This is a genomic window from Paenibacillus sp. J22TS3 (genome assembly GCF_018403205.1).
In the GTDB taxonomy this organism is placed as follows: domain Bacteria; phylum Bacillota; class Bacilli; order Paenibacillales; family Paenibacillaceae; genus Fontibacillus; species Fontibacillus tuaregi.
The window spans coordinates 510,985-526,218 of record NZ_BOSF01000001.1 but is presented as its reverse complement, the minus strand read 5'-3'; the positions used below and the strand labels follow the sequence as shown (position 1 = coordinate 526,218).

The 15,234-nt window shown below is 48.9% G+C and carries 17 protein-coding genes; 14 read left to right on the top strand and 3 right to left on the bottom strand.

From position 1 onward, the window contains the following. Positions 1-17: 17 nt before the first annotated feature. From KJS63_RS02555 to KJS63_RS02540, 4 genes are read left to right on the top strand one after another with little or no spacing between them, the layout of a single operon-like run. Positions 18-971, top strand: a complete 954-nt coding sequence (locus KJS63_RS02555; RefSeq protein ID WP_213617822.1) for a metal ABC transporter substrate-binding protein — start codon at positions 18-20, stop codon at positions 969-971. A gap of 36 nt (positions 972-1,007) precedes the next feature. Then, positions 1,008-1,775, top strand: coding sequence for a metal ABC transporter ATP-binding protein (locus KJS63_RS02550; RefSeq protein WP_213617821.1), 768 nt, complete (start codon positions 1,008-1,010; stop codon positions 1,773-1,775). A 45-nt stretch (positions 1,776-1,820) separates the two neighbouring features. Then, positions 1,821-2,624, top strand: a complete 804-nt coding sequence (locus tag KJS63_RS02545) for a metal ABC transporter permease (protein ID WP_068616894.1) — start codon at positions 1,821-1,823, stop codon at positions 2,622-2,624. Between the two features lie 25 nt (positions 2,625-2,649). After that, positions 2,650-3,363: a cytochrome c biogenesis CcdA family protein gene (locus KJS63_RS02540; RefSeq protein ID WP_213617820.1), complete on the top strand. Its 714-nt coding sequence runs from the start codon at positions 2,650-2,652 to the stop codon at positions 3,361-3,363. Here KJS63_RS02540 and splB read toward each other — a convergent pair. After that, complete coding sequence (gene splB / locus KJS63_RS02535; protein WP_213617819.1) at positions 3,360-4,430, bottom strand: spore photoproduct lyase; 1,071 nt, start codon at positions 4,428-4,430, stop codon at positions 3,360-3,362. The genes KJS63_RS02540 and splB overlap by 4 nt on opposite strands. Positions 4,431-4,632: 202 nt before the next feature. Here splB and mntR point away from each other — a divergent pair, with 202 nt between their 5' ends. The 3 genes from mntR to KJS63_RS02520 all read left to right on the top strand — a co-directional run bounded on the left by mntR (position 4,633) and on the right by KJS63_RS02520 (position 7,904). Beyond that, on the top strand, positions 4,633-5,058 hold the full coding sequence (gene mntR / locus KJS63_RS02530) for a transcriptional regulator MntR (RefSeq protein ID WP_068616900.1): 426 nt from the start codon (positions 4,633-4,635) through the stop codon (positions 5,056-5,058). A gap of 123 nt (positions 5,059-5,181) precedes the next feature. Then, on the top strand, positions 5,182-6,816 hold the full coding sequence (locus KJS63_RS02525; RefSeq protein WP_213617818.1) for a family 10 glycosylhydrolase: 1,635 nt from the start codon (positions 5,182-5,184) through the stop codon (positions 6,814-6,816). A 113-nt stretch (positions 6,817-6,929) separates the two neighbouring features. Continuing rightward, entirely contained in the window at positions 6,930-7,904 is a 975-nt protein-coding gene (locus KJS63_RS02520; protein WP_213617817.1) for a patatin-like phospholipase family protein, read from the top strand. 26 nt (positions 7,905-7,930) lie between these two features. Here KJS63_RS02520 and KJS63_RS02515 read toward each other — a convergent pair whose 3' ends face one another. Together KJS63_RS02515 and KJS63_RS02510 are read right to left on the bottom strand one after the other, a co-directional pair. Continuing rightward, entirely contained in the window at positions 7,931-8,254 is a 324-nt protein-coding gene (locus tag KJS63_RS02515) for a hypothetical protein (protein WP_068616905.1), read from the bottom strand. A gap of 7 nt (positions 8,255-8,261) precedes the next feature. Further along, positions 8,262-9,257 carry a DUF1385 domain-containing protein gene (locus tag KJS63_RS02510; protein WP_213618308.1) on the bottom strand — a complete coding sequence of 332 codons (996 nt, stop codon included), beginning with the start codon at positions 9,255-9,257 and terminating at the stop codon, positions 8,262-8,264. 213 nt (positions 9,258-9,470) lie between these two features. On the opposite strand from KJS63_RS02510, the gene KJS63_RS02505 reads away from it, so the two are divergent. From KJS63_RS02505 to spoIIIAA, 7 genes are all read left to right on the top strand, one after another. Continuing rightward, the gene (locus KJS63_RS02505) at positions 9,471-9,992 is read left to right on the top strand and encodes a YqhR family membrane protein (protein WP_213617816.1); all 522 of its coding nucleotides are present in this window, start codon (positions 9,471-9,473) and stop codon (positions 9,990-9,992) included. Positions 9,993-10,047: 55 nt separating this feature from the next. Further along, positions 10,048-10,491, top strand: a complete 444-nt coding sequence (gene aroQ, locus KJS63_RS02500; protein ID WP_213617815.1) for a type II 3-dehydroquinate dehydratase — start codon at positions 10,048-10,050, stop codon at positions 10,489-10,491. A gap of 12 nt (positions 10,492-10,503) precedes the next feature. Then, the gene (locus KJS63_RS02495; protein WP_213617814.1) at positions 10,504-11,574 is read left to right on the top strand and encodes a M24 family metallopeptidase; all 1,071 of its coding nucleotides are present in this window, start codon (positions 10,504-10,506) and stop codon (positions 11,572-11,574) included. Between the two features lie 55 nt (positions 11,575-11,629). Continuing rightward, a complete protein-coding gene (gene efp, locus KJS63_RS02490; protein ID WP_068616915.1) occupies positions 11,630-12,187 on the top strand; it encodes an elongation factor P in 558 nt (185 codons plus the stop codon). A 294-nt stretch (positions 12,188-12,481) separates the two neighbouring features. Beyond that, the gene (locus KJS63_RS02485) at positions 12,482-13,735 is read left to right on the top strand and encodes an aspartate kinase (protein WP_213617813.1); all 1,254 of its coding nucleotides are present in this window, start codon (positions 12,482-12,484) and stop codon (positions 13,733-13,735) included. Between the two features lie 155 nt (positions 13,736-13,890). Continuing rightward, positions 13,891-14,157 (top strand): YqhV family protein, encoded by a 267-nt coding sequence (locus tag KJS63_RS02480; RefSeq protein ID WP_068616918.1) that lies wholly within the window; start codon positions 13,891-13,893, stop codon positions 14,155-14,157. Positions 14,158-14,248: 91 nt separating this feature from the next. After that, positions 14,249-15,211, top strand: coding sequence for a stage III sporulation protein AA (gene spoIIIAA, locus KJS63_RS02475; RefSeq protein WP_213617812.1), 963 nt, complete (start codon positions 14,249-14,251; stop codon positions 15,209-15,211). The last annotated feature ends 23 nt before the right edge of the window (positions 15,212-15,234 follow it).

Genomic DNA, 15,234 nt, shown 5'->3' with positions numbered 1-15,234 from the left:
AATAGGGAAGGCGAAAGATGATGAAAATTAGATTTGGCGGGGCTCTTATTGGACTCTTAATTATAGGTATACTGGCCGGCTGCGGCCGAGGCGGGAACGGTCAGCTTGTGGAAGGCAAAGTCAATGTGGTAACCAGTTTCTACCCGATCTACGAATTCGCTTCCGCCATAGGAGGCGAGAACGCCAACGTCATTAATCTGCTGCCTGCCGGTGTGGAGCCGCATGAGTGGACTCCGCGCAGTAATGACATGATAACGGCTTCCAAGGCACAGCTGTTTCTCTACAATGGAGCTGGGCTTGAGGGCTGGGTCCCTAATTTTCTAAAGGGACTGAGCAAAGATTCCAAAGTGACAACCGTAGAGGTAAGCAAGGGAATTAAGCTGATCGAGGCTGAAGAGAACGAAGATGGACATGACCACGGCGATGCAAATGCTTCCCCTGAAGCTCATCTGACGGACCCGCATACATGGGTCAGCCCAAAATCAGCGATGCAGATTGCAAAGAACATTAAAGACAGCTACATTCAGGTAGACCCCGCCCATAAGAGCGGATATGAGGCGCGTTATCAGCAGCTCTCGGATCAGCTGGCAAAGCTGGACGCGAAGTTCACCACAGAATTATCTAAAATGAGCAAAAAAGAAATTGTAGTCTCTCATCAAGCATTTGGTTATCTGTGCCGGGATTATGGATTGACACAGCATGCCATTATGGGCTTATCACCTGATGCCGAACCACGGGCACAGGACATCATTAAGCTTTCCAAGATTGTTAAAGAGGAAAATATTAAATATATCTTCTTCGAAGAGCTGGTCTCGGATAAGATGGCCCGCACGCTGGCCAGTGAGACAGGGGTGCAGACCCTTGTGCTAAATCCGGTAGAGGGTCTCACCAAACAGGAAGAGCAGAACAAGGATAATTACTTCACCCTTATGGAGAAGAATTTGCAAAATCTAATTCTAGCTTTACAATAAAGATAGTTATTCCAAGGAAATGGAAGGCGGCCGCTTATGAGCTTAGACAGCAACCAGCAAGCAGCATTTTGTCATCAGAATATACTTGATATTGAAGGGGTGTCCTTCTCGTATAGAGATCAGAAGGTAATTACAGACCTCAGCTTCTCCGCCAAGGAACGGGATTTCGTCGGGGTCATTGGCTCGAATGGGACGGGGAAGACTACGCTCCTGAAAATGATTGTAGGGCTGCTCTCCCCTTCCCAAGGGAGCATCAGGCTGTTCGGTCAGCCGATACAGAAATTCAAAGACTGGGAACGTATCGGTTATGTTCCCCAGAAGAATGCCTTCAATCCGCTGTTTCCCGCCACTGTGCGGGAAGTTGTGCTTTCCGGGCTGTATTGCAACACAAAGATCTTCCGCAGGATGAATAAGTCCGACCATCAGAAATGTGCGGACGCTATGGAGGTCATGCGAATCACTGATATCGCTGACAAGCGGATCGGCCAGCTGTCAGGTGGGCAGCAGCAGCGGGTGTTCTTGGCCCGTGCGCTTATTAATCATCCTGATTTGTTGATTTTGGATGAGCCCACGGTAGGGATTGATGTGCAGACGCAGGCAGATTTCTTTGAACTGATTTTCCACATGCATGCCCATCATCACATGACCTTCCTTATGGTCTCCCATGATATTGAGATGATTGAGGGATACCTGGGCAAGGAGCCTCGTGACCGCTGTGGCGGGATTAAATTTTATGTAAGACACTCCCATGATCAGGATTGCGGGATATCGGATCTTCAGCATTCCCTGAATACGATGCAATGATCTGCCCCAGGGTTCGATAGATATATTTTGAAGGAGATATGAAACTTGGAGATTTTAACCGTTGATTTTTTTCAGAGGGCGCTTGCCGGTGGGATACTTATCGGAATCACGGCTCCGCTTATTGGCATCTTTCTCGTACTTCGCAGATTGTCGATGATCGGGGACACGCTGGCACATGTCACGATTGCTGGGGTTGCACTCGGTTTTCTAATCAATATCTATCCGATTGCCATTGGTCTGATCTTCGCGATTGTGGCTTCATTTGCGATTGAGAAGCTGCGTAAGGCCTACCGGGGATATGCTGAGCTGTCCATAGCCATCATCATGTCTGGTGGTGTCGCTTTGGCCTCCCTGTTCTTCACGCTAGGAATGGGATATAATACCGATGTTGTGAGTTATTTATTCGGCAGTATTTATACATTGGATACAACGGATTTGTACGTGGTCGGCGCGGTCACTGTGCTCGTTGTAGTTGGAATCGGTCTGTTCTTCAAAGAATTCTTCCTGCTTACCTTTGAAGAGGATGCCGCCGCGGTAAGTGGACTTCCCGTGAAATGGCTGAATTTATTGATTACCGTCATGACCGCCTTGGTCATTAGCACCGCAATCAAGATTGTTGGGGCACTTCTCGTATCCGCCTTAATTACGATCCCGGCAGCCTGCAGCTTATTAATTGCACGAAGCTTCAAAAGCTCGGTTGTCTTCTCGGTTGTGATTGCGGAGATTGCTGTGGTTCTGGGACTTATGGTTGCAGGAATCTGGAACCTGGCTCCTGGCGCAACGATTGTTCTGCTGCTGATTGCCATGCTGATTCTGACTCTTCTGGGTAAAAGGGGTTTTACCGCGTAATTTCTTCAATCAGAGGGAGGAACTTATGCCGGATCTTAATATTTGGGTGGCTTTCGCGGCAGGGATCGCTTCATTTATTTCACCCTGCTGTTTGCCTTTGTACCCATCTTATCTATCCTACATAACAGGAATGTCCGTTCAGACACTGCGAAGTGAGCAGGATAGGCCAAACGTCCGCTTCCGGACGATGACCCATACGCTCGCTTTTATTTTAGGCTTCTCTGCTGTTTTCTACACGCTTGGATTCGGGGCGGGGATGTTTGGCCAGCTGTTCAATGAATATCGGGACCTGATCCGTCAATTATCAGCGATATTGATTATCGTGATGGGGTTATTCCTGCTAGGACTGTTCCAACCCCAGTTCCTGATGAAGGAACGCAAGATGCAGTTTAAATTCAAACCAGCGGGGTACGTAGGCTCCTTCATTCTGGGAATCGGCTTCTCTGCAGGCTGGTCCCCGTGTGTCGGGCCAATTCTGATGTCTATCATTGCCTTGTCCGCAAGCGCTCCCGGCACCTGGCTGGGGCTGATAACTGCCTACTCCGTAGGCTTTGCCCTGCCTTTTTTTGTACTGGCCTTCTTCATCGGCTCAACGAAGTGGATTCTGCGCTATTCCAGCCTGATGATGAAAATCGGCGGTGCTCTTATGGTGCTAATGGGGATTCTGCTGTTTACCAACCGGATGACCTACATTACGATCTGGCTTCAAAGTATCACCCCGGATTGGCTTAAATTTTAAGTGAAATAATCAATACGGGCATAAGGAAAATACTCAAAAATCCGCTCTGTGATAAATTCTCGCAGGGCGTTTTGCTGTTCGTCCGGATAAACATATTTGTACTGGCCATAACGGCCCCATTTCTTCTTTCGCTTCTCGATATCCATCTCAAGTTTGGTTTTCGGGTAGCGCTTCTCGATGGTCGTTTTAGCTGTCTTGGTGAAGCGGTGCTGGATCATTTCGAAGGTGAGGTCTTTTACCGGTTCCTTCGGCATAACAGCCGCTAAGCGCTTGAGCAGATCGCCATACCCTTCTTCCCAGCCTTCGTACCAGATAATGGGGGCAATGATGAAACCAAGCGGGTAGCCTGCTTCCGCAACTTTTCCTGCAGCCGCGATCCGCTCCTCGAACGAAGAGGTGGCAGGTTCGAATTGACGGATAACATAGTCCGAGTTAATGCTGAATCGGATGCGGGTATGGTCATTATGCTTGAGCTTTAAGAAGGGCTCGACATGATGAAATTTCGTGACAAAACGCAGCCGGCCGTATTCTTCCTTGGCCATAAATTCAATGAGCTCGGTTAATGAGCCTGTGATATGCTCCAGGCCGACCGGATCAGAAGTACAGGCGGCTTCAAAGCGTGTGATTTCAGGGATCCGCTCATCAATATACTTTTTGGCGGCGGCAATAACATCATTTGTATTCACATACACACGGATGTACGGCTTGGCGCCAAGTGTGGTTTGAAGGTAACAATAATGACAGTGACCCATACAGCCGGTCGAAATGGGGATGGCATACTCAGCGGACGGCTTAGACTGGTCAAAGGTCAGCGTTTTGCGGACACCAACGACAAGGGTACGTTTGGCATTTTTATATTGCTGGAGCTCGGTATCGCCGGGAAGACCTGTTATGCGGTTATGCGAGCCGGTCATTTTGTAAGGGATATCTTGGGACTTTACCCAGTCCATAATTTTGATTCCCTTCGGATATTCCAGTGCCCCCGGTTCAAAATAGACAAAGTCGGGAATAAAAGGTTTAGTATGTGCGCGCGGCTTTACGGGTGGCTCCGCAACATGGGTGGACATCGCTTCAGCCTCCATTCTTAAAGGGAATGTGGTTATTGTGTGTGCGCAGGGACCCTTAAAGTCATGGCAATAATGAGCAGGAAGCTTAGAAGGATACGGCGCCAGGACTTGCCAAGTCCTCTGCGAAACATGTATCATTACAAGAGCAGGTTTACCCGGCGCACAGGCCATTTTGTTGATAATAAGAAAAGAGGGAATTACATTGCCAACGCCCAGCATGGAGGATTATTTGGAGCGCATTTACAAGCTCATTGATGAGAAAGGTTATGCGCGAGTATCGGATATTGCCGAAGGCTTGGAGGTTCACCCCTCATCCGTCACGAAGATGATCCAGAAGCTAGACAAAGACGAATATCTGATCTATGAGAAGTACAGAGGCCTTGTTCTGACCAGTAAAGGCAAGAAGGTAGGCAAACGTCTCGTAGATAGACATCAGCTGCTTGAAGAGTTCCTGGAGATGATTGGAGTACAGCAGGAGAACATCTACAAGGACGTGGAAGGGATCGAACATCATTTAAGTTGGGATTCGATCACGAGAATTGAAACATTAGTCGAATTTTTACGTCAGGATAAACAAAGAATACAGCAGCTTCACGCCATGCACGGTGAAGTGACCAGTGATTCTTGAATGAGGCATCTGTCCTTATAGACAGGTGCTTATTCTTTTTTAGGGTGAAGAAGGGTGTATGATCTTTTAGTAGACTGTTGTTTTTCGCCTGCAAATCTATTGATTCTGGGAGGATGCTAGTTTATGAAGTTTCGTAGTTTGCTGATGCTGATGCTGTTGTCGGTGCTGAGTCTGTCGTCCTTGTCCCCTTCGGCCCTGGCCAAATCATCAACCATCACCATGCTGCTTGATGGACAGCCGCTTACGAGTGATGTGCCTCCTTACCTGAAATCGGGCTTCACCATGGTTCCAGTCCGGGTGATTACCGAAGGGCTTGGCGCAAGCGTGGATTGGAAGCCATCCACGAACACGGCCACAATAAGCAAGGATTCGGACACCATTATCCTGCAAGCTGGCAAGAAAACGGCTAAGGTCAACGGAAACACGGTATCGTTGGATGCTACGGTTCAGGTGGTGAAGGGGCGGACTATGATTCCGCTTCGGTTTGTTGGTGAGAACCTGGGCCTGCTCGTGGACTGGAACGCATCCAAGCAGCAGGTAATTCTGGTAACCAAGAATAAGGTGGATGTTCCAACCCCAACACTTCCTGGTGATAATCCGAGTGAGGAACCCACAATCCCTGGTACGGTGCCGGGAGGCCATGATGCTGCTGAATTAAAAGGCGCATGGATTTCCACGGTATACAACATTGACTGGCCAAGCAGTAAATCCTATGGAAATGAAGTGAAGCAAAAAGCGGAGTATACGGATATGCTCGACAAGCTGCAGGATACCGGAATCAATGCGGTCTTTGTGCAGGTTAGACCAGCTGCTGATGCCATCTACCCATCAAGCCTTGTGCCATGGTCACAGTATCTTACAGGCACACCTGGCAAAGATCCGGGTTATGATCCGCTCGCTTTCCTGGTGGACGAGACACACAAGAGGGGAATGCAGTTTCACGCCTGGTTCAACCCGTTCCGCGCCAGCACGATCACGGATGTGACGAAGCTGCCTGCGAACAGTGTGGCAGTTCAGCATCCAGATTGGATTGTGAAGCAGGGAGGCAAGCTCTACATTAATCCGGGCATACCGGAGGCGAGGCAGCAGATCATCGACACGGTGATGGAAGTAGTGAAGAACTACAATATTGATGGCGTGCATCTGGATGATTATTTTTACCCATCAGGCGAGAGCTCCAGTGATAAATTTAATGACGACAGCACATTTAAAACTTATAACCCGGAGGCCATCTCCAACAAGGGGGACTGGCGCCGAAGCAACATCAACAGCTTAGTTCGGGATTTGGGACAGTCCATCCATCAGGCGAAGCCAAACGTGAGCTTTGGAATCAGCCCATTCGGAGTGTGGCGGAATAAAGCGACTGACGTGACCGGCTCGGATACGAAGGCAGGTATCACGGATTATGACAGTATGTACGCGGATGTGCGCACATGGATTAAGAACGACTGGATCGATTATGTGGCGCCGCAGATTTATTGGAGTATGTCCTTTAACACAGCGCGTTATGATAAATTGGTGGACTGGTGGGCTAGTGAGGTCAGAGGCACCAACGTGAAGCTCTACATTGGCCACGCAGCGTATAAGCTGGGTACACCAGAGGTAGGGTGGCACACCGCCCAGGAAATTGTAAACCAGCTAAAATATAATACGCAGTATAGTGAAGTTAAAGGAAGTATATTTTTTAGTGCAAAGAATCTGCTAAGTAACACGCTCGGCCTGCTTCCGCTGTTGAAATCATATTTAGTTTCTAATTAAGAAAATGCAGGCATAATAAGGAATAAAGGCAGCCCCCATTCTCATACATAAGCAGTAGACCACCGCCCTTACTGCGGCCGGTCAACTTATGCGGGATGGGGGCTGTGTGCTGGATGCGGATTAATGGAGTCTTCCAGGGCGGCGGAGTTCGGGGGATATCGCTGGTTGGTGCTGTGCGGGCGGCTGAAATTCATGGGTTTACTTTTGACAAATTGGCGGGGACTTCTTCGGGCTCCATCGTCGCCTCCATGCTGGCATCGGGATATCAGGCTGAGGAAATGAAGGAGCTCATCCTGGAAACAAACTTTACCAAGTTTCTGAAGAGAGCGTTTATATTTAATACACCTCTAGTAGGTCCGGCAGTACGAATCATGCTTAAGAAAGGCTTGTATGCGGGAGAGGCTTTGGAGGATTGGCTTAGAAAGGTGCTGTTAGCCAAGGGGATTCGAACCTTCAAGGATATCGAACCGGGCAAGCTGTCGATCATCGCCTCGGATATTACCAGCGGCAAAATCCTGATTCTTCCCAATGATTTGAACAAGCTGGGGATTAACGAGGAATATTTCGAGGTGGCACGTGCCGTACGGATGAGCTGCAGCATTCCTTATTTCTTCGATCCCGTACTGCTTCGGCTTCCGCCCAAATTATCAAGGTCTAAGGCCTTCAAGGACCAGTTCCTGCACATTGTGGATGGAGGTCTGCTCAGTAATATGCCCCTGTGGCTGTTTGACCAGGATGGTGTGAAGCCAAACGGAGGCCATGGCAAAATTACTCCAACGGTAGGTTTTCAAATGGTAGGGAAGAACTCGGGCAAGCCTCATCGGATCGGAGGGCCGTTCAGCATGCTTCAGGCCCTGTTCGATACGATGCTGTCCGCTCATGATGAGCGGTATATTGAGCAGGCGAATCGGTATAGAACGATAAAAGTGCCCATCCTTGGCATCGGAGTTACGCAGTTCAATATTACACATGAAGAAAGCCTGCTGCTTCATGAATCCGGCTTCCGTGCAGGAAGCAAATTCTTCGGCGACTGGAGTACCCAGTATTACGAAGAGGAATTCACAAAGTATTTTCAGCAGGCTTTCTAGCTTACAGTAATAACTGTTATACACGTTCAGTGGTATTTGGGCTGACCATCATCATTTTTTCCCTTATGGCCTTCAATGACCTGGAAAGGATACGATTTACGCTTTGGAGTTGAATCTGAACGGCGCTGCGGCGCCGTTTTTGCTACTTTGGCCATCGTTTTGGCAGAAGGCTTCACTTTGGGAGACTTGGAACGGTACTTGGCCGGAGGAAACTTGTATAAAAGGAATACAATTCCGACCAATACAACAGGAATCAGCCAGTTCAACAGTCCGCCAGCAAGCATACTGTTCACAATTCCGATGGCCGCCAGGCCGAGAACGACCCAGAAGATGATGCCTTGTTTTCTCATCATTGAATCATCCTTTCACAGGGTCCAGATGGGTGCCAAGCGTTGACAGCTCAGCAGAAGATTTGCTTTCCATTTCGGCATCAAGTTCACGCATCCGGTTGAAGGAAGCGATGGATACCTCAACCTGATCATCATTCGGCTCCTTAGTGGTCAGCAGCTGCAGCCATAGCCCCGGGTATCCAAGGTAACGCAGCACCGGAATATCACGCATGGAGTTGGTGATCCGCAGAAGTTCGAAGGAGACTCCGATCACCAGCGGAAGCAGCAGCAGACGGATGTACACGCGTTCCCACAGGTTATCCCAGTGGAAGAACGAATAGATAACCACACCTACGATAACGGTAAGGACCATAAAGCTGCTTCCGCAGCGGTAATGTAGACGGCTGTACTTCTGCACATTCTTCACCGTAAGTTCTTCCCCGGCTTCAAAAGCACTGATCACCTTATGCTCAGCCCCGTGATACTGAAACAGACGTTTCATCATAGGAGTCTGGGAGATCCCCCACAAATAAGCAAGCAAGAACACAATCTTGATGACACCTTCCAACAACGTATGCAAAAAAGTGCTGCTGAATGCGTTTTTAAACAGGAAATCCTCAATTACCGCAGGAACAACCGTGAGAACCACTTTACCAAAGATAAAGGAAAGAATACCTACTATAGCCACACCTAGGATTAAAGTCAGTGACCAGCCAGATTCCTGTTTTTCCTTCTGCTTTTCTCTTTCTTCAGGATCAACCTCGTCATCAGCCAGAGCCTCAGCTGAGTAATTCAGATGTTTAGAGCCTTTGGCGCTTGCATCAATAATACTTACCACACCACGGATCAGGGGAATCCTGCGAAGCTGGTTCACCCATCTCTTATCGTGCTTAGGGACCTCCAAAAAGGTAATCTCTTGGTTCTTGCGGCGGACCGCCGTAACATTCACGTGTTTCCCGCCGAACATAACGCCTTCTATGACAGCTTGGCCACCATAAACGGCTGGTTTGGATTGATCAGGCAACAACTTCACCTTCCTAAGATTTATTCTCAGATTTGTATGGTTCTCAAATCCGTATCTCTATAAAGTCTATTGTATCTAACTTCAGTCCTAAATTCTAGTTATATGGCATGATCGCTTCAGGCTGTCGGATTCATCCCGTTTATTTGGTGCATACTACACATTAAAAACTGATGTGGTGCAGGATTACACGTTAGAAAGGATGAGGAAAACAATATGGCAAAGCAGCGGCAGCGAGAGGGTAAACAAGTTACAAATCCTTGGTGGTTTGCGCTTCAGCTCGGCTTTTTTGCCGGGTTAATCTGGGGAGGGATTCATGGCGTTTTTTACTTTATGAGATTTACGAAGATCATTCCCGGTTTCCTAGCGGAGCCCTTTTTTAAGCACGCTTACTTAAAAACCATGCCAGGTTACTTTATAGGCTGGCTGTTTTTTATCATATTCTCCATCCTGGCTGCGTTAATTTACACGATGTTTCTGCGGAAGTTAAAAGGTCCTTGGCCCGGTTTAGTCTACGGGGCCTTATGGTGGGCCGTGCTCTTTTTATTGGCGGGGCCTGCTCTTCATATGACTCCCCCATTCAGACAGCTGAACTTTAATACACATTTCAGTGAATTCTGTCTCTACCTCCTTTGGGGTTTATTTATCGGGTACACCGCTGCTATGGAGTATACAGACGAAAGGGACAGGGAGCCGCGTAAACCCTTGCTGCGGCGTGAAAGTGCTTCTCAAGGATAACTGTCCTATGGTAAAATAAGCTTTGGTTATTTTATCAGAAGGGGTGAGGGAGACGATGAAACGTGTTCTGGTCATTAACGGACCGAACCTGAATTTGCTCGGGGTCCGGGAGCCTGGCATATACGGTTCTTTGAGCTTAGCTTCTATAGAAGACAATCTTAAGAAGCAGGCGGAGAGCCTGGGAATTCACATTTCATTCTTCCAATCCAATCACGAAGGGCATATTATTGACCGCATCCATGCAGCTATGGGGGAGTCTGATGGGATTATCATCAACCCTGGAGCGCTGACGCATTATAGCTATGCCATCCGTGATGCCTTAACTACGGTGAAGATCCCTGTAGTGGAAGTACATATGTCCAATATCCACGCCCGCGAGGAGTTTAGACATAAGTCTGTAGTGGCCCCCATCGCAGTTGGTCAGATCGCAGGATTTGGCGATGGCAGCTATTATTTAGCCCTGGATGCAATGGGACGTCACTTGGAAAGCGGGAAATAAGGAGACTTGAATATGGCGAACAAACGGGTAGTTCAATTAAGACAAGCAATGCTTCAAAGAGGTCTAGAGGCGGTATTTATTACTAGCGCTATTAACCGCAGATATTTGTCCGGCTTCACTGGGTCCTCCGGTTACGTGCTGATTACACAGAACAAAGCCTTTCTGCTTACCGATTTCCGTTATATGACCCAAGCTCCCCAGCAGGCAACCGGGTATGAGGTGGTTGAACACGGCGTTTCGGTTGGTGAGACGCTGAAGAGTCTGCTCACTGCAGAGCAGATTAATGAGGTTGGTTTTGAGCAGGATGATGTCGTATTCTCTGCTTTCCGCAAGTACGAGCAGGAGCTGGCGCCTGTGAAACTGGTTCCGGTAACGGGCCTGGTAGAGCTTCTTCGGGTGTTCAAGGATGAGGAGGAGCTCGCCATCATGAAGCAGGCCGCCGACCTGGCGGACCGTACTTTCGAGCATATGTTGGGAGTTTTGAAGCCGGGTGTGACCGAGCTTGAAATGGCATTGGAAATGGAGTTCTTCATGCGCAAGAACGGCGCAACCTCTTCCTCATTTGATACGATTGTGGCTTCAGGAGAACGTTCTGCGCTGCCTCATGGGGTTGCAAGTGAGCGGGTTCTGGGGAATAATGAGTTTGTAAAAATGGATTTCGGAGCGCTTCTGAACGGCTACTGCTCCGATATTACACGTACGGTTGTGCTGGGCACGCCAACGGCCAAGCACCGGGAAATCTATGACATTGTGCTTGAAGCCCAGCTTCATACCCTCGAACATCTTCGTCCCGGGATGACTGGAGCTGAAGCGGATGCCCTTGCCCGGGACATTATTACCCGTTATGGTTATGGCGATCAATTTGGACACAGCACGGGGCATGGTTTGGGTATGGAAGTACATGAATCGCCGCGGTTGTCCAAGCTGAGTGATACGATTCTAAAGCCGGGCATGGTTGTTACTGTGGAGCCGGGAATTTACCTGCCTGGCTTCGGAGGAGTCCGGATTGAGGACGATGTGGTGATTACGGAGAACGGCATGCGGCGGTTGACGGAATCCACGAAAGATTTTATTGTTATTTAGCACAAACTAACGCATAATTATTGAAGTATTTTGTCTAACTTGAGGAGGATTTTCTGTGATTTCAGTCAACGATTTTAAAACAGGTCTCACTGTAGAAGTGGACGGCGATATCTTTACGGTTCTGGAGTTTCAGCATGTTAAACCGGGTAAAGGAGCTGCCTTTGTACGCTCCAAGCTGAAGAATCTTCGCAACGGCAACACGGTAGAGAAAACTTTCCGTGCGGGCGAAACGATTGGCCGTGCCATGATCGAGAACCGTGAGGTTCAATATCTGTATGCAAGCGGTCAAGAGCATACCTTCATGGATAACGAGACTTATGACCAGTTCTCCCTGGATGCCGACCAACTGGAGTGGGAGCTTAACTTCCTGAAAGAAAACATGAATGTTAAGATAGTCAGCTACCAAGGCGAGCTTCTCGGCATTAACCTGCCTACAAGCGTTGAGCTTAAAGTAGTTGAGACTGAGCCGGGCGTTAAAGGTAACACCGCTCAAGGCGCAACTAAGAACGCCAAGCTTGAAACTGGCCTGAACGTTCAAGTACCGCTCTTCATCAACGAAGGCGATGTTCTGCTCATCGACACTCGCGAAGGTAAATACATTTCCCGCGCATAGGTTTGTTAAACGCAGTGTTATCATCAATTCCTCCATCCCCGGATGGAGAATTTGTAGGGTTATGATCAATTTCTCCATCCCCGGATGGAGAATTGTAGTGTTATTGTCAATTCCTCCATCCCCGATGGAGGAATTTTTGCATAGATATACAAAAAGAATGGCTTCCCCAAGGACTTTCGTATTATACTGGGTTAAAGCGTTACCGATTATTAGGTGTGTCCAAAGACGGCGGTTACAGAGATGAACCCATGACGCCGGTCTTGCAGGATCATGATCATTGAGGAGTGAACCAACTTGGCTTTATACGTCATGAAATTCGGAGGGAGCTCTGTAGGCGACACAGAGCGCATGAAACGCGTAGCAAAACGTATCGCAGAGAAGCAAGATGAGGGGCATCAGTGCGTAGTGGTCGTCTCCGCGATGGGAGATACTACTGACGACTTAATCGATCAGGCGAAGCTGCTGAACGATCAGCCGCCAATCAGAGAGATGGATATGCTGATGACCAATGGTGAACAAATTTCGATTGCCATGCTGTCCATTGCACTGCATGCAATTGGACGAAAGGCTGTCTCCTATACAGGCTGGCAGGCAGGCTTCCGGACGGAGGCCGTGTTTGGAAAGGCCCGGATTACAGACATCCGTCCTGAGAAGGTAAGGAAGTCGCTTGAAGAGGGGGCTATCGTAGTCGTTGCCGGTTTCCAAGGCATGACCGAAGACGGCGAGATTACAACGTTTGGCCGTGGGGGCTCCGATACGACGGCGGTAGCGCTTGCCGCAGCGATTGAAGCGGATGTGTGTGAAATTTATACGGATGTGGACGGCATTTATTCAACCGACCCGCGAATCGTGAAATGCGCGCGCAAGCTGAATGAAATTTCTTATGACGAGATGCTGGAGCTGGCTAATCTGGGAGCAGCCGTACTGCATCCGCGCGCGGTGGAATACGCGAAGCACCATAATGTATGTCTGGTCGTGCGCTCAAGCTTTAACCATAACGAAGGTACAGTTGTGAAGGAGGAAGTCAGCATGGAGCAGGGAGTAGTAGTTAGCGGTATCGCTTATGATAAGAATGTGGCACGGATTAGTATTCTTGGAGTATCCCATGAGCCTGGGGTTCTGGCTAAAGTATTCGGTTCTCTTGCAGCCGCACAAATTGACGTTGATATTATTGTTCAGAGCGGGGTATTGGAAGGAAAAGCAGACTTCTCATTTACCGTGGCCCTCTCTGATAGAGAGAAGGCGCTTGGTGTTATTGAAAATCTCCGCGAAAGCCTGCCTTTCCGCGATGTCACCTCAGAAGACAATCTGGTTAAAATCTCGATTGTTGGAGCTGGAATGGTCAGCCATCCAGGGGTTGCGGCTCAAATGTTCGATGTCATCTCCAAGCAGGGTGTGAACATCAAGATGGTAAGTACCTCTGAAATCAAGGTTTCTTGCGTTATTGACGGAGCCAAGCTGCAGGAGGTTATCAAAGCACTTCACACCGCTTACAAACTGGATACCGAGGAGCAAGTATTTGTTGGAGGCCCTCAGGACCGCAGATAAGCTGCTGGCAAGATATCATAGCTTTAACGAAGATCCGCATGATGATGCGGGTCTTTTTTTTTGTTTGGTTAGTTTTACATGAGGATCATTTTTCTTTCTAAAAATGGACAGGCGCGCATAACGATAGAGAGAGGGATTTCAGTAAGGAGGCGCTTATGCTTGATAAATTCGTAGCCAGCATGGCAACACTTCGGGTGATTTCCGGAACGCTGGAGATTATTGCGGCCATTCTTATGATCAAGTTAGGACGGGTGGATAAAGCTCTGGCTGTCAATTCAGCCTTGGCTTTCGTAGGACCTACCGTGCTGATTGTAACTACTTCAATCGGTCTAATAGGCATGGCGGACAAACTCTCTTGGGGAAAGATAGGATGGGTAGCCTGCGGTGTGATCTGTCTCTTAATAGGTATTTTAAAAAAATGATAGATTCCCGTCATACCTGGAATTTCTCAGGCATAGACTTGTCTTAAGAAAAGAGTCAACACACCTAAACCTGTTCATTGTGGGGGTATGTATGCATCTATCTTGGTTATCTGTATTCCCTGAGCAGCTTGCCCGGATGCTCCGGCTTCTTCCCGCCGAGCTTCTCTCCCAGCTTGAAGAAATCCGTATCCGGGAAGGACGGGCGCTTGAAGTTAATGCATCGGGACGTTACTACTTCGTCACCGAGAGCGGCGAGCTGAGCCGGGACCCGGGGACGGCTTACAAGCCCGGACGGGAAGACACTCACCGCCTTCTGGATCAAATTACCAACCACTCCCTGTATACGATGGAAGAGGAGCTGCGGCGAGGATTCATCACTGTCTCGGGTGGTCACAGAATCGGCCTTGCCGGCAGGACTGTGCTGAGTGGCGGCAGAGTAGAGCATATCCGGGATATTAGCGGGTTTAACATGAGAATTGCCCGTGAGGTCAGAGGAATTGGTGATGCAGTTCTCCCGCAGCTGCTTGACTTCAAGCATCGCAGTGTCAAGCATACCCTGATCCTGTCTCCTCCCCAGCAGGGCAAGACAACCCTGCTTCGCGATCTGGCTAGACAAATCAGTCTTGGAAGCTGGGGAAACCCGGAAGCCAAATGGCCTGGGCTCAAGGTGGGCATTATCGACGAACGGTCAGAGATTGCCGGAAGCAAGCGTGGGGTACCCAGCTTCGATGTAGGTCCACGTACCGATGTGATGGACGCCTGCCCGAAGGCTGAAGGCATCATGATGATGATCCGGTCAATGTCTCCGGATGTGCTTATTGTGGACGAGATTGGACGTCAGGAAGATGTGGAGGCGCTCGCTGAGGCTCTTCATGCAGGTGTCAGGGTGATTGCGACAGCTCATGGAAGCGAGGTTGGCGAGCTGATGCATCGTCCCTCCTTAGCGAAGCTGGTTGATCCACCTTTTTTCCAAATGTATGTAGTTCTTACCAGGACCGACAAGGGAGTCTCCTTCAAGCTGATGGATAACAAACAGCGGTCCTTGCTGGCCTAATCAAGCTTAAGCGGGGTGATTCT